This is a genomic window from Pseudomonas sp. B21-009, assembly GCF_024749345.1.
Lineage (GTDB): Bacteria > Pseudomonadota > Gammaproteobacteria > Pseudomonadales > Pseudomonadaceae > Aquipseudomonas.
The window spans coordinates 5,487,407-5,509,229 of record NZ_CP087199.1 but is presented as its reverse complement, the minus strand read 5'-3'; the positions used below and the strand labels follow the sequence as shown (position 1 = coordinate 5,509,229).

Below are 21,823 nucleotides of genomic sequence, written 5' to 3'. Positions count from 1 at the left end.
GAAGGCTTATGCACAAGCCGCATGCCAAACAGGTGCGCATTGCATCGGAGCAACGCCCGCCGTTGGTCTTTGCGCAAATGGCTGTTTTTGCTGGCGATTAATCAGTGAACAAAAAATGACCAGCCTGTGAAAGCGCTTGGATCCACGAATTTGCTGGGGTTCGGCGCAAGGTTGCGCACAGACTTATCCACAGGCTGAGCGCCGTTACCGGCGTTCGGCCAACAGCAGTAGGTTGCGCGGGGTGAGAGGCTGTTCACAAAACACCCCGAGCTGTACCTGGTAGGACTGTTCCTCCAGGAACAGTGCGCGATCCAGCACCAGCCATAATTCCAGCGGGCGGCGGAACAGATTGCGCAGCAATTCCAGGTTGCGCACCTGGGCCAGGCGCTGCCAGCCGGCCGCTTCCAATGCTGGCCAATCAGGCTCCGCACCTGGCTGCAATTCCTTGAGTTCGGCAAGGCCCCGGCAGTAGCCGGCGAACGGCTTGTGCAGCCAACTGACCGGCAGCGAAGGCGTCGGCAGGTACTCATCTACCCCACGCAACTGCCGTTGCCACAGATCGAAACCCAGGCGCCTGGCCATGGACTCGTCACGCTGGCGGCGTACCCGCGCACCTGCGGTAACGGTTTCGCTGAGCGGCAAGCCAAGATCGCCAATCGACAACTGCAGGCCCGATGCCTTGGCGGCTGTGGATAACGGCTGGTACTGCGGCGCCTGGATGCGGTTGTAGCAGCACGGCGCGATGGCCAGTTGGCGGCAACCCTTGAGGCTTGCCAGTTGCATCAGGCGTACATGCAGGTCGCCACAGGCGTGCAGGGCCACTGCGGTGTGCTCGGCGCTCAGTTGCTGGGCGGCGCTATCGGCCAGTACATCCTGCAGGCGGTGCTCGGCGGGCAGTTGGTGATGCTGGCTGAGGGCGCTGCCGGCTTCGACCAGCGCAGGGTCGTATTCCAGGCAGGTCAGTTGCTGACTATGAGGCTGCAGCAAGCGCCGGCCCAGATGACCTTTGCCGGCGCACCAGTCCAGCCAGTGCCGTGGGCTGTGGATAAAACCCAGGTGGCTGGCGAAGGCTTCGATCTGCTGCCATTTGCGCCCCGGCACGTCGACATTCAGGCGAGGGCCAGCAGCGGGCAGGGCAACGGTGGATAACTCGCCGATGGCAGACAGCGCTGCCGCCCGGCGTGCCAGCTGGGGAAAAGGCGCCGGTGCAGCGAGTTGCTCGGGGTGATTGTGCGCCGCTTCCGCCTCGCTCAACGAGCGCTGGCGCAACCAGTCGGCCAGGGCGCGGTATTCGGTTTCCCACGGCAGTTGCAACTGGGTGAAAGGCCGTGGCCGCCACAGCGCCTGATGCTCGCGCAGAAAGTCGTCCAGCGCCTGGAAGCGGCTGAGCAGTTGGTCGGCGCAGAGGGGGAGGGCAGTGGTCATGAGCGGATACGAAAACGGGGCTGAGATCAGCCCCGTTATACAGGTTTATCGACCCTGGCAGGCGTCGACGCGCAGCCAGCGTTCCAACTGCTTGAAGGCTTGCACCAGCAAGAAGGAGATCAGCAGGTAGAACAGGCCCGCCGCGAAGAAGATCTCCACCGGCAGGTAGGTCCGGGCGATGATCGTCCGTGCCATGCCGGTCAGTTCCAGCAGGGTAACGGTACTCGCCAGGGCACTGGCCTTGAGCATCAGGATCACTTCGTTGCTGTAGGCCGGCAGGCCGATGCGGGCGGCACGCGGCAGCATGATGTAGAGCATTGCCTTGGCCCGGGACATGCCCAGGGCCCGCGCCGCTTCGATCTCGCCACGGGGGATGGCCTGCAGCGCGCCACGCAGGATTTCTGCGATGTAGGCGGCGGTGTGCAGGGTCATGGTCAGCACCGTGCACCAGAACGGATCGCGCAGGTACGGCCACAAGGCGCTGTTGCGCACGGCATCGAACTGGGCCAGCCCGTAATACACCAAAAACAGCTGCACCAGCAGCGGCGTACCGCGGAAGAAGAAAATGTAGCCGTAAGGCAGGGCCCGTACGTACCAGAGCCGCGAAGAGCGGGCGATACCCAGTGGAATGGCGAGGATCAGCCCGGCGATGACCGCGATGGCGACCAGCTCGAGCGTCAGCGTGGCGCCCTGGGCCAGGCGTGGCAGCCACTTGATGATGACTTCCCAGTTCATTGGTTGGCCCTCGCGAAGCCGCGACCGGCGCGTTTTTCCATGAAGTGCATGCCGGTCATGGCCAGGACGGTAAGGCCCAGGTAAATGATGGCGGCGACCATGTAGAAGGTGAAGGGTTGCTTGCTCACGGTCACGGCGATTTGCGAATGACGCATGATTTCTTCCAGGCCGATTACCGAGACCAGCGCGGTGTCTTTCATCAGGATCATGAACAGATTGCCCAGCCCCGGCAGGGCGATGCGCCACATTTGCGGCAGCACCAGCCTGGAGAAGATCCGCCCCTTGGACAGGCCCAGCGCCAGGCCGGCTTCACGGTGGCCCTTGGGGATCGCCAGCAGCGCACCACGGAACACTTCCGTGGCATAGGCGCCGAAGCACAGGCCCAGGGCAATTACGCCTGCGGCAAAGGCATTGAGCTCAAGGCCGGGAATATTCAGAAGCTCGCCCAGCCGGTTCATCAGGCTGACGGTGCCAAAATAGATCAACAGCACCCAGAGCAGCTCGGGCACGCCGCGAACCAGTGTGGAGTAGAAACCACCCAGCCATTGCATGGGTTTGTAGGGTGAGGTCTTGGCCAGGGCGCCAAGCAGTCCCAGTACCAGCCCCAGGAGCAGGGCCGACAATGCGAGTTTGACGGTCATCAGCGTCCCGGCCATCAGGGCCGGACCGAATCCGTAAAGATCAATATTCATGGGCAGGTTTGTTCAAGGGACCGGCATTGCCTGCAGGGCAATGCCGGTCGGGGCGAATCAATAGATGCTGAACGGGAAGTACTTGTTGTTGATCTTCTCGTAGGTGCCGTCGGCAACGATTTCTTTCAGGGCGGCGTTGAGCTTGTTGCGCAGTTCGTTGTCACCTTTGCGCACAGCGATACCAACCTTGTCGCTTTCGTTCACCGGATCGCCTTTGAACTCGTAGTTTTTACCGGCGTCGGACTTGAGCCAGTCGTAGTTGGCGTATTTGTCAGCCAGCAGGGCGTCGACGCGGCCCGAGGTCAGGTCCAGGTAGGCGTTTTCCTGGGTGTCGTACAGGCTGACCTTGAACTTGTTGTCCATGCCGCCGTTATCGTCCAGCCAGATAGCTGCCTGGGTGGCGCGCTGAGTGCCGAGGGTCTTGCCTTCGAGCGACTTGGGATCAGTCTTGAAGTCGACGTTTTTCGGGGCGATGAACTGCTGCTTGTTCGAGTAGTACGGGTCGGTGAAGTCCACCGCCTGCTTGCGCTCGTCGGTGATCGACAGCGAGGAGATGATGAAGTCGGACTTCTTCGCGTTCAGGGCGGGAATGATGCCGTCCCAGTCAGAAACCACCACTTCACACTCGACCTTCATCTTCGCGCACAGGGCGTCGCCGATGTCTTTGTCGAAACCGACGACCTGGCCACTGGCGTCCTTGTTGTTGAACGGCGGGTAGGCCGCCTCGATGCCCATCTTCAGTTTCTCGGCAGCCATGGCATTGGCCGAGAACACCAGCGTGGCGGCAGCGGCCAGGAGGAATTTCTTATAGGTCTGCATGCGTGTTGCTCCGTTAGCGGTTGCTGGACATGAATTGTTTACAACGCGCCGAGGTCGGGTTTTCGAAAACCTGCTGCGGCGTTCCTTGCTCTTCGACCAGCCCCTGGTGCAGGAAGACGACTTCGCTGGACACCTGGCGGGCGAAGCCCATTTCGTGGGTAACCAGTAGCATGGTACGGCCTTCTTCGGCGAGGGCACGGATAACGTTGAGCACTTCCTGGACCATTTCCGGGTCCAGGGCCGAGGTCGGCTCGTCGAACAGGATAACCTTGGGCTTCATTGCCAGGGTGCGGGCAATGGCCGCACGCTGTTGCTGGCCACCGGACAGCTCGGCCGGGTAGCTGTGACGCTTGTTGTGGATGCCAACCTTGTTCAGCAGCGCTTCGGCATGCTCGATGGCCTCGGCCTTGCTCTGGCCGAGCACCCGGCGCGGCGCCTCGATGATGTTGTCGAGGATGCTCATGTGCGGCCACAGGTTGAAATTCTGGAAGACAAAGCCGATCTCGCTGCGCAGGCGATTGATCTGTTTGTTGTCGGCGGCCACCAGTTCACCGTTTTTTGCCGCCTTGAGCCGCAGCTCTTCGCCAGCCACCAGGATCTGGCCCTGGTGCGGGTTTTCCAGCAGGTTGATGCAGCGCAGCAGAGTGGACTTGCCGGAGCCGGAGGATCCCAGGATCGAGATCACGTCGCCATCACGCGCGGTCAGCGAAATTCCCTTGAGGATTTCCTGGTCGCCGTAGCGTTTGTGCAGGTTGCGGATTTCCAGCGCGGGCGTGGCCTCAGCCATGTGCGGTCCTCATGTGTTCTGGTGCGCTCCTGCTGTTAGCGGCCTTCCTGGCGAGGCGCCAAGCTAGCATAGCGGTCCGAAGACAGCCAATAACGTCGGGAGAGGCAATCGGTTGGTGGGAGGGCGGGTGTCGCATCGCTGCAGTGGACTGTCGCGCAGATGTCCGCCTACCCTCGTTTCCAGGGCCGGAGCCTTGATGAAAAAAGGCGCGATGGTGCCAGTTTTGGCCGTTTCTGGGAAGTCGTTTCTGACCTTGTGCACAGGTTCGGGCCTTTATCTACGGCTTTGGTTGTACCTTTGGGTTGTACCTTTTTGGTCGTAGGAAGTGCATGAGGTGTTACCGGTGACGAAGTGTGGTGCACCCGGGGCATTTGTAAGTGGGTATTTCAGTAATTGGTCTATTCCGCCGGTTTTTCAGGGGCTTTCGGTCAAGTCTTGGCCGAAAGACCTGTAAGCCTTGTTAAACGGGGCTGTGAGAATTTTCGAACGAACGGTCATCGGCCTGGCGCGGTAATTGCGTTATCGATCGGCAACAGGATGTAGCACTCTTTTTGAAGAGCGCGACTCGAGTAGCAGGATCAAAACGCCATTTCTCGCAAAGGTAGTTTTATGAGCGGTACGCACAATTCCAATGACCTCGCTCAGGGGCTCAAGCAGCGGCATGTGACCATGCTGTCGATTGCCGGTGTCATCGGTGCCGGGCTGTTCGTCGGCTCCGGCCACGCCATCGCCGAAGCCGGCCCTGCGGTCTTGCTGGCCTATGCCGCGGCCGGGACCCTGGTGGTGCTGGTGATGCGCATGCTGGCCGAAATGGCCGTTGCCTCGCCGGATACCGGTTCGTTTTCGACGTATGCCGATAAAGCCATCGGCCACTGGGCCGGCTTTACTATCGGCTGGCTGTACTGGTGGTTCTGGGTTCTGGTGATTCCGCTGGAGGCCAACGCCGCCGCAACCATTCTGCATGCCTGGTTCCCCGATATCGGCATCTGGGTGTTTACCCTGGTGATCACCTTGCTGCTGACCGCGACCAACCTGTTCAGTGTGAAGAACTACGGTGAATTCGAGTTCTGGTTCGCGTTGCTCAAGGTAGTGGCGATCATTGGCTTCATCATCCTTGGTGTGGCTGCGATCTTCGGCCTGCTGCCCAACAGCCAGGTCAGCGGCGTCAGCCACCTGTTCGACACCCAGGGCTTCATGCCCAACGGCATGGGCGCGGTGCTGGCGGCGATGCTGACCACCATGTTCTCGTTCATGGGTACTGAAATCGTCACCATCGCTGCCGCCGAGTCGAAAGACCCGGGCAAGCAGATCACCAAGGCCACCAACTCGGTGATCTGGCGGATCTTCCTGTTCTACCTGGTGTCGATCTTCGTGGTCGTGGCCCTGGTGCCGTGGACCAACAGTGACCTGGCCGAAGTCGGTTCGTACCAGACCGTGCTCAACCTGATGGGCATCCCCAACGCCAAGCTGATCGTCGACATCGTCGTGCTGATCGCCGTGACCAGCTGCCTGAACTCGGCGCTGTACACCTCCTCGCGCATGCTCTTCTCCCTGAGCAAGCGTGGCGATGCCCCGGCCATGGCCCAGCGCACCACCTCCAGCGGTACCCCATACGTGGCAGTGGTGCTTTCGACTGCAGCGGCGTTCCTCACCGTGATCGCCAACTACCTGGCACCTGCTCAGGTGTTCGAGTTCCTGCTGGCCAGTTCCGGCGCCATTGCCTTGCTGGTGTACCTGGTGATCGCCGTGTCGCAACTGCGCATGCGTCGTCAGCGTATGCAGCGCGGCGAGAAGATCGCCTTCAAGATGTGGCTGTTCCCGGGCCTGACCTGGGCGACCATTGCCTTCATCGTCGGCATCCTGACGGTGATGCTGATCCGTCCGGACCATCGTATCGAAATCGTCGCGACCGGCTTGTTGTCGATTGCCGTGGTCGCCGCCGGCTTGCTGGTGGCGCGCAAGCGCAAGGCCGAGGCGGCCGGGCGGGCGGTGCTGAACAACTGATGTGATGCGGATGCAATGACAAAGGCCGTAGCGGGCTCATCGCGGCTCACGCGGTGGGCTTTACCAGTGCTCAGGTCGCTCACTGCGCCGATGCAGAAATCGCAATACCTGGACCCGTCCGTCGAGCAAGCGGTACGGGGCAATAAAGGGGATGTGGGCGAGCACCAGCTCACGCACATCCGGCACTGGCGAGGGGCGGCCTGCACCTGGGAAGCGCTCGAGAATTTCCAGGCTGCTCAATATGCCCTGAACCATTGCAAAGGCCGTTTTGCTGCCTGCCTTGAGCTGATAGTGCTCGAAAATCGAATCCAGGTCGCTTTCAGCCTTCGCCGTCAGTGCAATCATCTTCGCGTTTCACCCACTTTGCCTTGACCTCAGAGAGGTCGGTCAGGTTGCCAGTGTCGGCATCGCTGATGCCGGCAGCAATCGCCTGCACGTGCCATGACTCGGCTTCGACATAGCGCAGCAAAGCGCGCTTGAGGTGATATTGGCGATCTCGATCGGTGGCGGCTGCCAGTTGATCGAGCTTTTCGGCGAGGGATGCTTCGACGCGAAACGACAGAACCGGGGAAGCCATGTCTACGCTCCTGACTTTGTATACGTTGTAAACGGTCAACAAAAGTTAGGTGGCGTCGATGCGATGGTCAATCGGCCAGGGACCTGTGGTCGATGTAGGATTTTTCTTTGAGGGGATCTGGCCCCCGAGGAATCAGGAGCCAGGCAAGCTGTCAGCCAAACTTCTTCTGCTGCTTGGCCACCGCCTCGGACGCGCTGATGTAGGCTTCCTGGAACTCGTCGCTCTCGAGCCAGGCCATGGTTGTGGCTTCGTCGGCGCCGTCCAGCCACTTGCGGTAGGCAGTGAAGACCATGACGATGTAGTCGGTGGCGTGTTCTTCCTTGTGGCCCTTGAGCACCAGGGTCAGCAGCGGGTCGACCAGGAACACCGAAATCAGCGCGACCAGGCCGGTTTCCTGGGCTTGCTTCATTTTTTCGAACAGGGCGATATAGCTGCCCGACTCCATGGCTTTGTTGAAGACCTGCTCGACGCTGGCGCTGGAACTTTCGCCCGAGCTCTTGACCGCTTGGCCGCTACGCACCATGCGGTTTTCGCGGGCCTTGTTGGCGGCGCGCTTGGCGCGTTTCTGTTGTTTGCTGCTGGAGGCCATCGGTGAACCCTTGTGCTGAGCCGGATAAATTCTGCGTATTGAATCGCAGTTGGCCGGGAAACCCAAGTGCCGCCGACGGCCTGGAGCAAGCTCAGGCCGGTTGCGCCAGCTCGCCGCGGTCTTCCTCTTCGAGCACGCGCGCGGCGCGGTCCACCAGCAGCGGGTCAGGCTGGTGGGCGACACTCAAATCCTTGCCGGGGTAGTCCAGCGAGTGCAGGAAGTGGCGGATACAGTTGATCCGCGCGCGTTTTTTGTCGTCGGATTTGATTACCGTCCACGGTGCATCGGCGGTGTCGGTGTGGAAGAACATTGCCTCCTTGGCGGCAGTGTATTCGTCCCACTTGTCCAGCGACTTGATGTCGATCGGCGACAGCTTCCAGTGCTTGAGCGGGTCGTCACGGCGGGAGATGAAGCGGCGCAGCTGCTCTTCGCGGTTCACCGAGAACCAGTACTTGAACAGCAGGATGCCGCTGTTGCACAGCATGCGTTCGAGCTCCGGCGCCTGGCGCATGAACTCCAGGTATTGCAGCGGCGAGCAAAAATCCATGACCCGCTCGACCCCGGCGCGGTTGTACCAGGAGCGGTCGAAGAAGACCATTTCACCGGCCGTGGGCAGGTGCTGGACGTAGCGCTGAAAGTACCACTGGCCTTTCTCCTGCTCGGAGGGTTTCTCCAGGGCGACGATCCGCGCGCCACGCGGGTTCAGGTGCTCCATGAAGCGCTTGATGGTGCCGCCCTTGCCGGCGGCGTCACGGCCTTCGAACAGCACGACGATGCGCTGGCCGGTTTCCTTGACCCAGCTTTGCACCTTGAGCAGTTCGATCTGCAGTTCATGCTTGGCCTTTTCGTACTCGGCGCGGCGCATGCGGTTGCGGTACGGATAACTGGCCGGCAGCTTGGCCGAGGCGCTGTCCTCGTTGGAGCCGCGCGGCGCCGAGGCGACTTTCAGGGCCGCCGGTTGCTGGCTGATGGCGCTGATTTCGCTTTCGGCAGCGGCGCTGACAGCAGGCTTGCGCGGGGTGCGTGGACGCCGTGGACGGGTGCTGGCCGCTTTGCGTGCCGGGCTTGGGCTGGGGCTCGCAGGTGTTTCAGCGGCAGGCGAGGGCAGGGGCAGGGCAGTGGATTCTTCGCTCATGGGGAGGCCTGTTGGTTCCTTCTAATATCCTCAGAGCATTTTATCGACGCCGGCCGAGGGCATATTGACGGTGATCAACAGCCCTTGGCATAGCGCCATCAGTACCAGTATTTCGGGTAGCTGTTGGCCTGGCGCGCATTGTTCAGGCACCAGGCCACGGCGACGATCACCAGCGAGCCGGCCAGTACCGGGGTAATCACGAAGCTCAGCGGTGCGTGGCTGGCGATCACCACCAGCGGGTTGGCTCCGGCTGGTGCGTGCAGGGTGCGGGTCTGCTGCATGGTAGCCAGGGCCAGGCCGACGGCCAGGGCTGCGCTCCACCAACTGTCGCCGAGGGTATGCAGCATTGCCAGGCCCACCAGGGTGGCAATTACGTGGCCGCCGATGATGTTGCGCGGCTGCGCCAGCAGCGAGTCGGGCATGCCGAAGGCCAGCACGCAGCTGGCGCCAAACGGGGCCATCAGCCACAGCGCGCCGGACACCTGGCTGAGCCAGCCGGTGGCGCCGATCGCCAGGGCCGCGCCGATCAGTGACAGCAGGCTGAAATGCAGGGAAGGGGCGGCGGGCGCCTTGGATTTGAATGGCATGGGTGCAGTCTCTGGCTGGGCAATGTGTGCCGAGGATACCGATCGGTTTACCTGTAGGTCAACCGATCGGTATACACTGTTGGCAACTGTCCTGATCGAAGGTGTGGCATGAGTACGTCCGAGAAAATCGCCGAGTCGGCGCTGCAGCTGTTCTACCGCCAGGGTTACCACGGCACCGGGGTCGAGCAGTTGAGCCAGGAGGCCGGGGTGACCAAGAAAACCCTGTACCGGCATTTCCCCAGCAAGGAGCTGTTGATCGAGGCGGCGCTGGAACGTCGCGATCACGATTTCATGGCGCGCCTGCAAAGCGCTCTGGCGGCCGTTGAGGCAAAAGCGCGGCCGCTGGCCTATATCGACTTCATCGAGGCCTGGGCGCGCTCTGAAGACTTCTACGGCTGCGCCTTCATCAACGCTTCGGCCGAGTATGCCGGGCCGGCCGAGCCACCCCATGTGCTGGCCAGGTTGCACAAGGACAAGGTCATGGCCGCACTTGAGCAGGCCTGCCAGCAGGCGGGGTGCAAGCAGGGCGCTGCGCAGCAGCTGTTTTTGCTGGGCGAGGGGTTGATTGTTGCGTCGCAGGTCGGCGGGGTGCAGGTGCCGCTGTTCGAGGCTGCGCGGTTGATAGTGGCTGCGCTGGCCTAGCGCAGCATCCCGCAGATCTGATTGCCTTCGTAACCATGGATGATCGGCGCCAGGATCATCATCGGGCCACAGGCGTACATGGGCGAGCTGATGGTCTGCCTGGCGTTGAACAGCACGACCTGGTCGCCATCGATGTCCGGGCCATAGGCCACTTCACTGTAGGTCCTGCACACCGGCAGTAGCAAAGGCACCGGCACGACCACAGCCCAGAGGGTGACGCCGCACCATTCGCGGGTGACGTCGGATTTCTCCGATTTGCTGACCTTGGGGGTGATGTTCTTCAGGCGCAGGATGCGATGGGCCGCGGTGGGGTAGGTGTCTTTATGCGGCAGCACCACGGTGGCGCCGACACAGCCGGTCAGGCTCAGCAGCATGGTGACGGCGACGGCAATCGATTTCATCCCTGGCTCCGACAAGCTCGCGGCATTTCCGTGCGCGAGAAGGCCTGCGTTCGCTGATAAATCGCAGGCATGAAAAAAGCCCCAAGGAATCACTTCGCTTGGGGCTTTTCGGTATTAGTGGTGCCCAGAGACGGAATCGAACCGCCGACACGGGGATTTTCAATCCCCTGCTCTACCGACTGAGCTATCTGGGCAACGGGGCGCATTAAAAGGGTTTTTCGGATTTACGTCAACGACTTTTTGAAAATTTTTTAAATTAATTCCGTCGCTTACGATTTTCCGGGGTTATTCGCTAGGTGGAACGTAGCCTTCGGCCTTCTCGTAATCCTGGCCGGAGAAGAACTTGTCCATCTCGCCCTGGAGAAATTTGCGGTCCTCGGCGTTCATCATGTTCAGGCGCTTCTCGTTGATCAGCATGGTTTGCTCTTTCTGCCAGTCGGCCCAGGCTTGCTGCGAGATGTTCTCGAAGATGTCCTGGCCCTTGGCGCCCGGGTAGGGTGGACGCTCGAGGCCTGGCAATTGTTCTTTGTACTTGCGGCACATTACGGTGCGGGTCATCGCGACTCTCCTGTAAGCAATACGTCGGCCGCGCGTTTAAGCAGTTTTTTCACCGGGGCGGCAAGGCCCAGGCGCGGCGGGGTGGCGAGGTTATACCAGAGCCAGTCGGCCTCGGCCACGTGCTCGCTGGTGGCGTCAACGCGCACCAGCCAGGGCTCGATGGCCAGCTGGAAGTGGCTGAAGGTGTGGGTCAGGCCGTCCAGCGCCTGGCTGCCGGCCAGGCTCAGGCCGTGCTGGTCGGCCAGGTCGTCGATCTGTTCGACACTGTCCAGCTCCGGCAGGCTCCACAACCCGCCCCACAGGCCCGTGGAAGGCCGCCGGTAAAGCAGGATGGCGCCTTGGTGGTTGGCCAGCAGTGGCATCAGCGTGCGCTTTTGTGGCAGCTCCTTGCGCGGCTTGGGCACCGGATAGCGGATTTCCTGGCCGAGCAGGTGCGCCTCGCAGCCGACCTTGAGCGGGCACAGCAGGCAACTGGGCTTGCTGCGGGTGCACAGGGTGGCACCCAGGTCCATCATCGCCTGGGTGTAATGGTTCACCCGGCTGTGCGGGGTATAGCGCTCGGCGTTGGCCCACAGCGCCTTGGCCACTTTCGGCTCGCCGGGGTAACCCTCTTGCGCGGTGTAGCGGGCCAGCACGCGCTTGACGTTGCCGTCGAGGATCGGCGCACGCAGGCCCATGCTGATACTGGCAATGGCGCCGGCAGTGGACAGGCCAATGCCGGGCAGGTCGGTGAGTTTCTCGACATCGCGGGGGAATTCGCCGTCATATTGCTCGACAACGATCTTCGCGGTCTTTTGCAGGTTGCGCGCCCGGGTGTAGTAACCCAGGCCCGTCCACAGGTGCAGCACCTCATCCTCGGGCGCTTCGGCCAGGGCCTGGACCGTCGGCAGCGCCTGCATGAAGCGGTCGAAGTAGTTGAGCACGGTGCTCACCTGGGTCTGCTGCAACATGATCTCCGAGACCCACACCCGGTACGGGGTGATGCCCTGTTGCCAGGGCAGGTCGTGGCGGCCGTTACGGTCGTACCAATCCAGCACGGCGCTGGAAAACTGCTCGGGGCTCATCGCTTGAACAACCCCTTGAGCGCGTCCTTGAGTTCCGGGCTGACCTTGTCACCGAGCTTCTCGTCGATCTTCTCGCTGAGTTTTTCGCTGACCTTGTCGCCAGCCAGCTTGGCCGCGACCTTGCCCAGGCCGTCTTTATCCAGGCGGCAAGCCTTGGCGCCCAGTTCCAGCGGGCCACGGCAGCGCAGCGGCAGTTCAAGGCCGACATAACGCTCGCCGACCTGGCAGGCCGGGTCGGGCATGTCGCGCTTGTCGCCCTCGACGATCACGCCGATGCGGTAGTCCATGCCCAGCACGCGCAGGTCGAGGTCGCCATGGCCGTTGACGGTCAGGCCGGGAATGCGTGCCTTGAGGTCAGGGTTGCTGGCCACGCCGTTACGCATTACCAGGCTGCCCTTGAGCTCCTGGAACGGCGTGTCCTTGCCGCGTGGCTCGCCACTCAGGGCCTTGCGGTTGAGGGTGGCGATGGCCTGGCACAGTTGCTGTTCGAGGTTGGCGTTGACCAGGATACCGTCGTTGATGACGAAGCTGGCGTTGCCGTTGAGGGTGTCGACCAGGGCTTTCTGGCTGTTGCCGGTGGCGGTCAGGTCGCTGTTGAGGGTCAACAGACCCTTGACCGGTGGCGTGCCGGTTTCGCTCTTGATGAAGTGCTCGACCGGCACCCGGTTGATGCGGGTGTTAAGACCAATCTGCGGCACGGCTGGGCGTACATCGAGGGTGCCCTTGCTTTCGAAGTCGCCGTTGTACAGGCCGCCGCGCAGGGTTTCCAGGGTGATCAGGCCGCCTTGGCCCTGGGCCTTGAGGTGGGCGTTTTCGATCGGCAGCTTGTCCAGGGTCAGCTGGCCAAATGTCAGGTCGGCCTGCAGGTCGACCTTGCGCAGGCGGTCAACCGGCAGCAGCTTGTCGTTGCTCCAGGCCACCTGGGTCGGCGCGTCGGGCAGCGGCGTGGTACCGGCACCGGCGAGGGCACCGGCCTCTTTGCTCTGCACTTCGGCCTGGCGTGCGGCCTTGGCGCCCTGGGCTGCCTCGCTCTTGGCCAGCAGGTAGCGGTCGGCGTCGAACTTGTCGGCCTTGAGCAGCACGCGCAGGGCCTGCTTGGCGAAGTCTTCAATGGCCACGCGGCCGCTGAAGGTGCTGTCGTCGAGCTTGATCGCCAGGTCTTCCAGGGCCAGGCTGTTCGGCGTGCCTTGCAGGCGGGTGACCAGCTCGACCTTGCCCAGGGTGCTGGCGTCGGCCGAGGCCGGCAGCGGGTGGCCGATGCTGTCGAGGAAGTTGCGCAGGTCGAATTGGGCAATCGACAGGCCGCCGCTCAGTTGCGGGGTTTTGTCGAGGTCGCGCAGGTTCAGCTCGCCGAGGGCGCGCAGTTGGTTGGCCGAGAGCTTGAGGCCGTTCCATTCGGCGACGTTGGCCGCCAGATCGACCAGCAACTGGCCCTGGGCGGCGAAGGTCATGGTCTTGCCTTGCAGCGGCTCGCCCGAGGCTTCGCCGCTGAGTTTCATGTCTTCGAACTGGTAGCGCTTGAGCCGGCGATCGAAGCGCAGCTCGCCGTTAAGCTCGGTGCGCGCTTTGACCACTGGCTGGCCGGAACTGAGGAAGGCGGTCATCTTCAGCGGGATGTTTACCCCTTCATGCACTGCGCCGGTGCTCAGTTGGATGCTTTCGGCGCCGAAGCTCTGGCCGCTGCGGGCATCGTTGTACTGCACGCGGGCGTTGTTGACGGTCAGGCTGTCGATATCGAGCTTGACCGGGCGCTCGCTGGCGCTGTCGCTGCTAGCCTGGGCCGGGGCAGTGCCGGCGCTTTCGGCCGGGGCCGGGGCCGGGGTGGCAGCGGGCAGTGGCTTGCCGATGTCTTCCCAGTTGCCGTGGCCATTTTCGTCACGGCTCAGGGTCAGGTTCAGGCCCTCGACGCGCACATCGCTCATTTGCACTTCACGGCGCAGCAACGGCAGCACGCGTACCGACAGGCCAAGCATCTGCAGGTCGGCAAACGGCACTTTCGGGTTGTTCAGGGTGGCGATGCTGGCTTCATGCAGCTCAAGGCCCAGCCACGGGAACAGGCTCCAGCCAATGTCGCCATTGAGCGTCAGCTCGACGTGGGCCTTGTCGCGTGCCAGCTGGCGAATCTCGTCTTTGTAGTCGTTGGGATCGAAGAGGTGGGTCAGGGCGAAGCCCAGAGCCACAATGATCAGCAACAACCCGAGAAGCACCAGCCCCAGGATTTTGCCGAACGCTTTCATGGGCGAGTCCTTGTAGTCCGATTTCTAAATTCAGCCGCAGAGTATAGCGCTGCGGTTATCACCGCTGGGTGATATGGGGCGAAGGTTTAGTCCTGCATAAGTGTCGGATTCGACAACGCATGGCATGACAGTTCCTTGCCGGGGGGATCAGTTGCAGAACAAACGACGGTATCAGTTAGCGCTAAGTGACCACGGCAAATGCTACTCTCTCGCCGCTCTCAGGCCCTGCTGCGGCCATTTGTCGCGCAAACGGGGCCGTTCGCCAATAACAACGACCAGTTGCCAAAGCGCCAAGGTCGCGGGCGGTGAGCGCTTCATTCCTACGAGGGGAACACAACAATGAGCAGCAGCATCACGGCTGGAACCGTCGCCAGCGCGCCCGGCTTCCTGTCCAAGGAGCGGATCATCGCCCGTCCGGGCTTCAACCGCTGGTTGGTACCGCCAGCGGCCCTGGCCATCCACCTGTGCATCGGCATGGCCTACGGTTTTTCGGTGTTCTGGTTGCCGCTGTCGCAGGCCATCGGCATCAGTGCGCCGGTTGTCTGCTCGGAACAGACCCACTTCCTGATGCGCATGTTCACCACCGAGTGCGACTGGCCGATCTCGATGCTCAGCTGGATCTACACGCTGTTCTTTGTCTTCCTGGGGTGCTCGGCGGCCATCTGGGGCGGCTGGCTGGAGCACGCCGGGCCGCGCAAGGCCGGGGTGGTCTCGACCCTGTGCTGGTGCGGCGGCCTGCTGATTTCCGCCTTCGGCGTCTATACCCACCAACTGTGGCTGATGTGGCTGGGCTCCGGGGTGATCGGCGGTATTGGCCTGGGGCTTGGCTATATTTCCCCGGTCTCGACCCTGATCAAGTGGTTCCCGGACAAACGCGGCATGGCCACCGGCATGGCGATCATGGGTTTTGGCGGCGGCGCCATGGTCGGCGCGCCGCTGGCGGCAGCGCTGATGAACCACTTCGCTACGCCCGGCGACGTTGGGGTCTGGCAGAGCTTCGTGGTCATGGCGGTGATCTACTTCGTGTTCATGCTCGGCGGCGCCCTGGCCTATCGCGTGCCGCCTACCGGCTGGAAGCCTGAAGGCTGGACTGCGCCGCTGAAAAAAGCCGGCAACGCGATGATCACCCATCGCCATGTGCATGTCAGTGTGGCGTGGAAAACCCCGCAGTTTGTGTTGATCTGGCTGGTTTTGTGCCTGAACGTTTCGGCAGGTATCGGCATTCTCGGCATGGCTTCGCCGCTGCTGCAGGAGGTTTTTGCCGGCAAGCTGCTGGGCAATGACCTGAGTTTCAGCCAGCTCAACGCCGCGCAATTGGGCCAGATCGCCGCGATTGCCGCCGGTTTTACCGGTTTGCTCAGCCTGTTCAACATTGGCGGGCGCTTCTTCTGGGCGTCGTTCTCCGACTATATCGGGCGCAAAAACACCTATTTCGCCTTCTTCGCCCTGGGCGTGGCTCTGTATGCGCTGGTGCCGAACATGGGCCACCTGGGCAATATCGCCCTGTTCGTGGCGGCGTTCTGCATCATCCTGTCGATGTACGGCGGCGGTTTTGCCACGGTGCCGGCGTACCTGGCCGACCTGTTCGGCACGCAGATGGTCGGTGCCATTCACGGTCGCCTGCTGACCGCCTGGGCCGCAGCCGGGGTGCTGGGCCCGGTGCTGATCACCTACCTGCGCGAGTACCAGCTGGCGCTGGGCGTGCCACGGGCGGCGGCCTATGACATCACTCTGTACATCCTCGCCGGGCTGCTGGTGCTGGGCTTTGTCTGCAATGCGCTGGTGCGGCCGGTGGCCGACAAGTACTTCATGACCGATGCCGAGCTTGCCGCCGAACGGGCCCTGAGCCACGACCAGGGCAGCGCCAGCGAGCGCGTACTGGAGTGGAAGGCCGACCCGGCCAGCAAGCCTTTGGTGCTGGCGGCCTGGCTGGTGGTCGGGGTGCCGCTGGCCTGGGGGATCTGGGTGACGTTGCAGAAGACTGCGGTGTTGTTCAACTAGGTCTGCCCTGTAGGAGCGGGCTTGCCCCGCGATGAACCCGCATTCGATCGCGGGGCAAGCCCGCTCCTACAGAAGTAGCTGAAAATTGCCGGATCGCAGGTAAATTCCCTGCCACGCGTCATCTGCGTTTCAAGCCGCGTGCTTCTGGGCCTATAATGGTCACCTTTTTCGCCCAATGATTTTGCGGAGCTGGTGATGGTCGAACGTAAGGCTTCCGTCGAGCGCAATACTCTGGAGACCCAGATCAAGGCCTCGATCAACCTGGATGGCAGCGGCAAGGCCCGATTCGATATCGGTGTGCCTTTCCTTGAACATATGCTCGACCAGATCGCCCGACATGGGCTGATCGACCTCGATATCGAATGCAAGGGCGACCTGCATATCGACGATCACCATACTGTCGAAGACGTCGGTATCACCCTCGGCCAGGCCTTCAACCAGGCCATCGGCGACAAGAAGGGCATCCGCCGCTACGGCCATGCCTACGTGCCGCTGGACGAAGCGCTGTCGCGGGTGGTCATCGACTTCTCCGGCCGCCCGGGCCTGCAAATGCATGTGCCATACACCCGCGCTTCGGTGGGCGGCTTCGATGTCGACCTGTTCCAGGAGTTCTTCCAGGGCTTCGTCAACCACGCCAACGTCACCCTGCACATCGACAACCTGCGTGGGCACAACACCCACCACCAGATCGAGACCGTGTTCAAGGCCTTCGGCCGCGCGCTGCGCATGGCCATCGAGCTGGACGAGCGCATGGCCGGGCAGATGCCATCGACCAAGGGTTGCCTGTAATGCAGACGGTTGCCGTTATCGACTATGGCATGGGTAACCTGCACTCGGTGGCCAAGGCCCTCGAGCATGTGGGCGCCGGCAAGGTTCTGATCACCAGCGACGCCGAGGTGATTCGCGAAGCCGACCGCGTGGTGTTCCCTGGTGTTGGCGCGATCCGCGACTGCATGGCCGAAATCCGCCGCCTGGGCTTCGACAGCCTGGTGCGCGAAGTCAGCCAGGACCGGCCGTTCCTCGGCATCTGTGTGGGCATGCAAGCGCTGCTCGATCACAGTGAAGAGAACGACGGCGTCGATTGCATCGGCCTGTTCCCGGGCAATGTGCGCTTCTTCGGCAAAGACCTGCACGAAGACGGCGAGCACCTGAAAGTGCCGCACATGGGCTGGAACGAAGTCGCCCAGAGCATCGATCACCCGCTGTGGCACAACATCCCCGAGCGTGCGCGCTTCTACTTCGTGCACAGCTACTACATCACCGCCGGCAAGCCGGGCCAGGTGGTCGGTAGCGGCCATTACGGCGTCGACTTCGCCGCAGCGCTGGCCGAAGGCTCGCGCTTTGCCGTGCAGTTCCACCCGGAGAAGAGCCATACCCATGGCCTGCAGCTGCTGCAGAACTTCGCCGCCTGGGACGGGCGCTGGTAATGGGCAAGTCCAGGGCCAAGCCGCCGATCCTCACGCTGGCGCCGGAACAGGAGCGTGAAGCGCTCGATACCCTCAAGCGCTTTCTCGAAGACCGTTTCGAGCTGCAGCTGGGGTCGTTCGAGGTGGCCGAGGTCCTGGAACTGTTCACCAAAGAGATTGCCCCGCACTACTACAACAGGGCGATTTTCGATGTGCAGAACCACCTCAAGGAACGGTTCGAGAGTATCGAGAGCGACCTCTGGTCGCTAGAGAAAGGCAGCTGAAAGCGACAAGCTGCAAGAGAACAGACGCGCATGCTTGCAGCTTGTAGCTAGCAACTTGCAGCTCTTTTTTACGAAGGAAAAAAGCATGCTGATTATCCCCGCTATCGATCTCAAGGACGGTGCTTGCGTACGCCTGCGCCAGGGCCGCATGGAAGACTCCACGGTATTCTCCGACGACCCGGTGAGCATGGCCGCCAAATGGGTTGAAGGGGGCTGCCGCCGCCTGCATCTGGTTGACCTCAATGGCGCCTTCGAAGGCCAGCCGGTCAACGGTGAAGTAGTCACCGCGATTGCCAAGCGCTACCCGAATCTGCCGATCCAAATCGGTGGCGGTATCCGTTCGCTGGAAACCATCGAGCACTACGTCAGGGCCGGCGTCAGCTACGTGATCATCGGCACCAAGGCGGTGAAAGAGCCGGAGTTCGTCGCCGAAGCCTGCCGCGCCTTCCCGGGCAAAGTGATCGTCGGCCTGGATGCCAAGGACGGTTTCGTCGCCACCGACGGCTGGGCAGAAGTCAGCTCGGTGCAGGTCATCGACCTGGCCAAGCGTTTCGAAGCCGATGGCGTCTCGGCCATCGTCTACACCGACATCGCCAAAGACGGCATGATGCAGGGCTGCAACGTGCCCTTCACCGCCGCCCTGGCCGCTGCCACCAAGATCCCGGTGATCGCCTCCGGCGGTATCCACAACCTCGGTGACATCAAGGCCCTGCTCGACGCCAAGGCGCCAGGCATCATCGGTGCGATCACCGGCCGCGCCATCTACGAAGGCACCCTGGATGTCGCCGAGGCGCAAGCCTTCTGTGACGCCTATTCGGCTAGCTCCAAGTCGTAAGCTGCAAGCTGCAAGTCAAAAGCGCGACCGAGTCGCTCTTTCTTGCAGCTTGAAGCTTGAAGCTTGCAACTCGAGGACTACCTATGGCTTTAGCCAAACGCATAATTCCCTGCCTCGACGTCGACAACGGCCGGGTGGTCAAGGGCGTCAAGTTCGAGAACATCCGCGATGCCGGCGACCCGGTGGAAATCGCCCGGCGCTACGATGAACAGGGCGCTGACGAGATCACCTTCCTCGACATCACCGCCAGCGTCGATGGCCGTGACACCACCCTGCATACCGTCGAGCGTATGGCCAGCCAGGTGTTCATCCCGCTGACCGTAGGTGGCGGCGTGCGCACCGTGCAGGACATCCGCAACCTGCTCAACGCCGGTGCCGACAAGGTGTCGATCAACACCGCCGCGGTGTTCAACCCGGAGTTCGTCGGCGAAGCTGCCGCGCACTTCGGCTCGCAGTGCATTGTGGTGGCCATCGATGCCAAGAAGGTCTCGGGCCCGGGCGAAACCCCGCGCTGGGAGATCTTCACCCACGGCGGGCGCAAGCCGACCGGCCTGGATGCGGTGGAGTGGGCGAAGAAGATGGAAGGCCTGGGGGCCGGCGAGATCCTCCTGACCAGCATGGACCAGGACGGCATGAAGAACGGCTTTGACCTGGGCGTGACTCGCGCCATCAGCGACGCCCTGGGCATTCCGGTGATCGCTTCCGGTGGTGTCGGCAACCTGCAGCACCTGGCCGACGGGATCATCGAAGGTCATGCCAGTGCGGTGCTGGCGGCGAGCATCTTCCACTTCGGTGAGTACACCGTGCCCGAGGCCAAGGCCTTCATGGCCAAGCAGGGTATCGTCGTTCGCTGACGCTTTGTGGGAGCCGGCGTTGCCGGCGATGCTATCAGCGCGGTCTCCTGTGCACCGCGTCGTCTGCATCGCTGGCAACGCCAGCTCCCACAAGTGCCCCGCGATAGCTTTCAGCCCAGGTTCTTGCCCAGCAGCGCGTGGTACAGCTCGCTGTCACCAAGAATCCCCACCACTTTATTACCTTCCTGAAGCACCAGCTTGTTGCCGGTCTGGTAGCGGATCTGCAGGGCTTCGCGCATGCCGATGTTGGCATTCACCAGGGTCGGTTTGCGCCCCAGGCCTTCCACTGCTTCACCCGGTGCCCAGTTTTGCAGGTCCATGCCGTTGGCGCCCTGGCGCGCACCCTTGATGGTGTTGCCTTCGGCCAGGTCCAGCCAGGAGTCGCCACCCGGGTCGAGGCACACCGAGCCGTTGATGCGTTTGCACTTGTCCAGGGTGCGCATCAGGCTGCGGCCGCACAGCACGTTGAGCGGGTTGGTGTGGGCGACGAAGGTGCGCACGTAGTCGTCGGCGGGGTTGAGGACGATTTCTTCCGGCTTGCTGTACTGGATGATCCGCCCGTCTTTCATGATCGCAATACGGCTGCCCAGCTTCAGGGCTTCGTCCAGGTCGTGGCTGACGAAGACGATGGTCTTGTTCAGCTTGCGTTGCAGCTCCAGCAGCTCGTCCTGCAGGCCCTGGCGGATCAGCGGGTCGAGGGCCGAGAAGGGTTCGTCCATCAGCAGGATGTCGGCGTCCATTGCCAGTGCCCGGGCCAGGCCGACGCGCTGCTGCATGCCGCCCGAGAGTTCATCGGGCTTCTTGTTGCGCCATTGGGTCAGGCCCACCAGTTCGAGTTTTTCATCGACCAGCTTGCGCCGTTCCTTCTCCGGGCGGCCCTGCATTTCCAGGCCGAAGCTGATGTTCTCGCGCACCGTCAGCCAGGGCATCAGGGCGAACTTCTGGAACACCATGGCGATGCGCTTGGTGCGCATCATCTTCAGTTCCGCCGGGGTGCAGTGGGCGATGTCGATATGCGAGCCTTCGTGCTCGACGAACAGCTTGCCGCGGCTGACGGTGTTGAGGCCGTTGATACAGCGCAGCAGGCTCGACTTGCCCGAGCCGGACAAGCCCATCAACACGCAGATCTCGCCCTTGTTGATGTCCAGGTTGGCTTTCTCGACACCGACCACCAGGCCGGTCTTCTTCAGGATCTGTTCGCGGGTCATGCCCTGGTCGAGCAGGCTCAGGGCCTCGCGCGGTCGACTGGAGAAGATAACGTCTACGTCTTCGAAGCGAATAATGCTCATGCTTCACTCCTTACCGGCGCGTCGGGTTGTTTGCAGATACGGTCGAGCATGATCGCCAGCAACACGATCGCCAGGCCCGCTTCAAAACCCAGGGCGATATCGGCGGTGTTCAATGCGTTGACCACAGGTTTGCCCAGGCCGTCGGCACCCACCAGCGCGGCAATTACCACCATCGACAGCGACAGCATGATGCATTGGGTAACGCCGGCGGCGATGCTCGGCATGGCGTGGGGCAGCTCGATGCGCGACAGCAGCTGGCGGCGTGAGCAGCCGAAGGCCTTGCCGGCGTCGAGCAGTTCCTGGGGCACGTCACAGATACCCAGGTAGGTCAGGCGGATCGGTGCGGCGATGGCGAACACCACCGTCGAGATCAACCCGGGGACCACCCCCAGGCCGAACAGGGTCAGGGTCGGGATCAGGTAAACGAAGGTAGGTACTGTCTGCATCAGGTCGAGGACCGGGCGCATGGCGGTGTAGAACATCGGCTTGTGTGCGGCGAGGATGCCCAGCGGCACGCCGATGGCGACGCAGACCAGGGTGGCGAACAGCACCTGGGCCAGGGTCTCCATGGTCTCCTGCCAGTAACCGAGGTTGAGGATCAGCAAAAATGACAGTACGCAGAATGCGGTCAGCGCCCATTTGCGCTGGATCAGGTGCGCGATTACTGCAATCAGGCCGATCAGGACGAAAGGATTGAACCAGGTCAGTGCCCCGGTCACGCCATGAATCATGTATTCCAGTGCTGCCGCGAAGGCATCGAAGTAGTTGGCGCCGTGTTGCGTCAACCATTCAACGAAGCCTGCGATGTACTGGCCCAAAGGGAGTTTTTCATCGATCAGCATGATAGCGAGCGTCCACCTGCAAAAGTTTGAAGACAGCCTGCGGCGGGGCCAGCCCGCCGC

General features: G+C 62.2%; 24 protein-coding genes and 1 tRNA gene. 8 read left to right on the top strand and 17 right to left on the bottom strand.

The window, feature by feature from the left end:
* Positions 1 to 204: 204 nt before the first annotated feature.
* The 5 genes from LOY34_RS25510 to LOY34_RS25490 are packed head-to-tail and all read right to left on the bottom strand — an operon-like array spanning position 205 to position 4,458.
* Positions 205 to 1,425: an SAM-dependent methyltransferase gene (locus tag LOY34_RS25510; protein WP_258664080.1), complete on the bottom strand. Its 1,221-nt coding sequence runs from the start codon at positions 1,423 to 1,425 to the stop codon at positions 205 to 207.
* A 45-nt stretch (positions 1,426 to 1,470) separates the two neighbouring features.
* The gene (locus LOY34_RS25505; protein WP_093378590.1) at positions 1,471 to 2,160 is read right to left on the bottom strand and encodes an ABC transporter permease; all 690 of its coding nucleotides are present in this window, start codon (positions 2,158 to 2,160) and stop codon (positions 1,471 to 1,473) included.
* Complete coding sequence (locus LOY34_RS25500; RefSeq protein WP_195885222.1) at positions 2,157 to 2,852, bottom strand: ABC transporter permease; 696 nt, start codon at positions 2,850 to 2,852, stop codon at positions 2,157 to 2,159. Before LOY34_RS25500 ends, LOY34_RS25505 begins: the two co-directional genes overlap by 4 nt.
* Positions 2,853 to 2,909: 57 nt before the next feature.
* A complete protein-coding gene (locus LOY34_RS25495; protein WP_093378594.1) occupies positions 2,910 to 3,671 on the bottom strand; it encodes an ABC transporter substrate-binding protein in 762 nt (253 codons plus the stop codon).
* Positions 3,672 to 3,684: 13 nt separating this feature from the next.
* Complete coding sequence (locus LOY34_RS25490; protein ID WP_038998282.1) at positions 3,685 to 4,458, bottom strand: ABC transporter ATP-binding protein; 774 nt, start codon at positions 4,456 to 4,458, stop codon at positions 3,685 to 3,687.
* A gap of 609 nt (positions 4,459 to 5,067) precedes the next feature.
* On the opposite strand from LOY34_RS25490, the gene gabP reads away from it, so the two are divergent.
* On the top strand, positions 5,068 to 6,462 hold the full coding sequence (gabP, locus tag LOY34_RS25485; RefSeq protein ID WP_258595238.1) for a GABA permease: 1,395 nt from the start codon (positions 5,068 to 5,070) through the stop codon (positions 6,460 to 6,462).
* A 60-nt stretch (positions 6,463 to 6,522) separates the two neighbouring features.
* Here the strand turns inward: gabP and LOY34_RS25480 are convergent, their stop codons facing one another.
* The 5 genes from LOY34_RS25480 to LOY34_RS25460 form a co-directional block, all read right to left on the bottom strand.
* Complete coding sequence (locus LOY34_RS25480) at positions 6,523 to 6,807, bottom strand: type II toxin-antitoxin system RelE/ParE family toxin (protein WP_195885220.1); 285 nt, start codon at positions 6,805 to 6,807, stop codon at positions 6,523 to 6,525.
* Positions 6,782 to 7,039 carry a CopG family ribbon-helix-helix protein gene (locus LOY34_RS25475; RefSeq protein WP_045202358.1) on the bottom strand — a complete coding sequence of 86 codons (258 nt, stop codon included), beginning with the start codon at positions 7,037 to 7,039 and terminating at the stop codon, positions 6,782 to 6,784. Before LOY34_RS25475 ends, LOY34_RS25480 begins: the two co-directional genes overlap by 26 nt.
* 151 nt (positions 7,040 to 7,190) lie before the next feature.
* Positions 7,191 to 7,628 carry a hypothetical protein gene (locus LOY34_RS25470; protein WP_195885219.1) on the bottom strand — a complete coding sequence of 146 codons (438 nt, stop codon included), beginning with the start codon at positions 7,626 to 7,628 and terminating at the stop codon, positions 7,191 to 7,193.
* Positions 7,629 to 7,719: 91 nt separating this feature from the next.
* Positions 7,720 to 8,763 carry a polyphosphate kinase 2 gene (gene ppk2, locus LOY34_RS25465; RefSeq protein WP_258664079.1) on the bottom strand — a complete coding sequence of 348 codons (1,044 nt, stop codon included), beginning with the start codon at positions 8,761 to 8,763 and terminating at the stop codon, positions 7,720 to 7,722.
* A gap of 98 nt (positions 8,764 to 8,861) precedes the next feature.
* The gene (locus LOY34_RS25460) at positions 8,862 to 9,350 is read right to left on the bottom strand and encodes an HPP family protein (RefSeq protein WP_258664078.1); all 489 of its coding nucleotides are present in this window, start codon (positions 9,348 to 9,350) and stop codon (positions 8,862 to 8,864) included.
* 108 nt (positions 9,351 to 9,458) lie between these two features.
* Between LOY34_RS25460 and LOY34_RS25455 the strand changes: the two genes are divergently transcribed.
* The gene (locus tag LOY34_RS25455) at positions 9,459 to 9,992 is read left to right on the top strand and encodes a TetR/AcrR family transcriptional regulator (RefSeq protein ID WP_195885217.1); all 534 of its coding nucleotides are present in this window, start codon (positions 9,459 to 9,461) and stop codon (positions 9,990 to 9,992) included.
* Here LOY34_RS25455 and LOY34_RS25450 read toward each other — a convergent pair.
* The 5 genes from LOY34_RS25450 to LOY34_RS25430 all read right to left on the bottom strand — a co-directional run bounded on the left by LOY34_RS25450 (position 9,989) and on the right by LOY34_RS25430 (position 14,252).
* Entirely contained in the window at positions 9,989 to 10,393 is a 405-nt protein-coding gene (locus LOY34_RS25450; RefSeq protein ID WP_195885216.1) for a hypothetical protein, read from the bottom strand. The two genes, LOY34_RS25455 and LOY34_RS25450, sit on opposite strands and share 4 nt — an antisense overlap.
* Before the next feature lie 118 nt (positions 10,394 to 10,511).
* A tRNA-Phe gene (locus LOY34_RS25445) sits at positions 10,512 to 10,587 on the bottom strand.
* A 91-nt stretch (positions 10,588 to 10,678) separates the two neighbouring features.
* On the bottom strand, positions 10,679 to 10,951 hold the full coding sequence (locus LOY34_RS25440; RefSeq protein WP_045202346.1) for an oxidative damage protection protein: 273 nt from the start codon (positions 10,949 to 10,951) through the stop codon (positions 10,679 to 10,681).
* Entirely contained in the window at positions 10,948 to 12,015 is a 1,068-nt protein-coding gene (gene mutY, locus LOY34_RS25435; RefSeq protein WP_195885215.1) for an A/G-specific adenine glycosylase, read from the bottom strand. Before mutY ends, LOY34_RS25440 begins: the two co-directional genes overlap by 4 nt.
* Positions 12,012 to 14,252: an AsmA family protein gene (locus LOY34_RS25430; RefSeq protein WP_195885214.1), complete on the bottom strand. Its 2,241-nt coding sequence runs from the start codon at positions 14,250 to 14,252 to the stop codon at positions 12,012 to 12,014. The genes mutY and LOY34_RS25430 overlap by 4 nt, the downstream gene beginning before the upstream one ends.
* Positions 14,253 to 14,591: 339 nt before the next feature.
* On the opposite strand from LOY34_RS25430, the gene LOY34_RS25425 reads away from it, so the two are divergent.
* From LOY34_RS25425 to hisF, 6 genes are all read left to right on the top strand, one after another.
* Positions 14,592 to 16,253: an OFA family MFS transporter gene (locus tag LOY34_RS25425; RefSeq protein WP_195885213.1), complete on the top strand. Its 1,662-nt coding sequence runs from the start codon at positions 14,592 to 14,594 to the stop codon at positions 16,251 to 16,253.
* A gap of 195 nt (positions 16,254 to 16,448) precedes the next feature.
* Entirely contained in the window at positions 16,449 to 17,042 is a 594-nt protein-coding gene (gene hisB, locus LOY34_RS25420; protein ID WP_028942262.1) for an imidazoleglycerol-phosphate dehydratase HisB, read from the top strand.
* On the top strand, positions 17,042 to 17,680 hold the full coding sequence (gene hisH, locus LOY34_RS25415) for an imidazole glycerol phosphate synthase subunit HisH (protein ID WP_045202336.1): 639 nt from the start codon (positions 17,042 to 17,044) through the stop codon (positions 17,678 to 17,680). The genes hisB and hisH overlap by 1 nt, the downstream gene beginning before the upstream one ends.
* The gene (locus LOY34_RS25410; RefSeq protein WP_036995008.1) at positions 17,680 to 17,943 is read left to right on the top strand and encodes a DUF2164 domain-containing protein; all 264 of its coding nucleotides are present in this window, start codon (positions 17,680 to 17,682) and stop codon (positions 17,941 to 17,943) included. Before hisH ends, LOY34_RS25410 begins: the two co-directional genes overlap by 1 nt.
* Positions 17,944 to 18,028: 85 nt before the next feature.
* Positions 18,029 to 18,778, top strand: coding sequence for a 1-(5-phosphoribosyl)-5-[(5-phosphoribosylamino)methylideneamino]imidazole-4-carboxamide isomerase (gene hisA / locus LOY34_RS25405; protein ID WP_195885212.1), 750 nt, complete (start codon positions 18,029 to 18,031; stop codon positions 18,776 to 18,778).
* Between the two features lie 83 nt (positions 18,779 to 18,861).
* Positions 18,862 to 19,632 carry an imidazole glycerol phosphate synthase subunit HisF gene (hisF, locus tag LOY34_RS25400; RefSeq protein WP_010221324.1) on the top strand — a complete coding sequence of 257 codons (771 nt, stop codon included), beginning with the start codon at positions 18,862 to 18,864 and terminating at the stop codon, positions 19,630 to 19,632.
* A 110-nt stretch (positions 19,633 to 19,742) separates the two neighbouring features.
* Here hisF and choV read toward each other — a convergent pair whose 3' ends face one another.
* Positions 19,743 to 20,921: a choline ABC transporter ATP-binding protein gene (gene choV, locus LOY34_RS25395; protein WP_093378632.1), complete on the bottom strand. Its 1,179-nt coding sequence runs from the start codon at positions 20,919 to 20,921 to the stop codon at positions 19,743 to 19,745.
* On the bottom strand, positions 20,918 to 21,766 hold the full coding sequence (gene choW / locus LOY34_RS25390; protein ID WP_176794313.1) for a choline ABC transporter permease subunit: 849 nt from the start codon (positions 21,764 to 21,766) through the stop codon (positions 20,918 to 20,920). The genes choV and choW overlap by 4 nt, the downstream gene beginning before the upstream one ends.
* Positions 21,767 to 21,823: the final 57 nt, after the last annotated feature.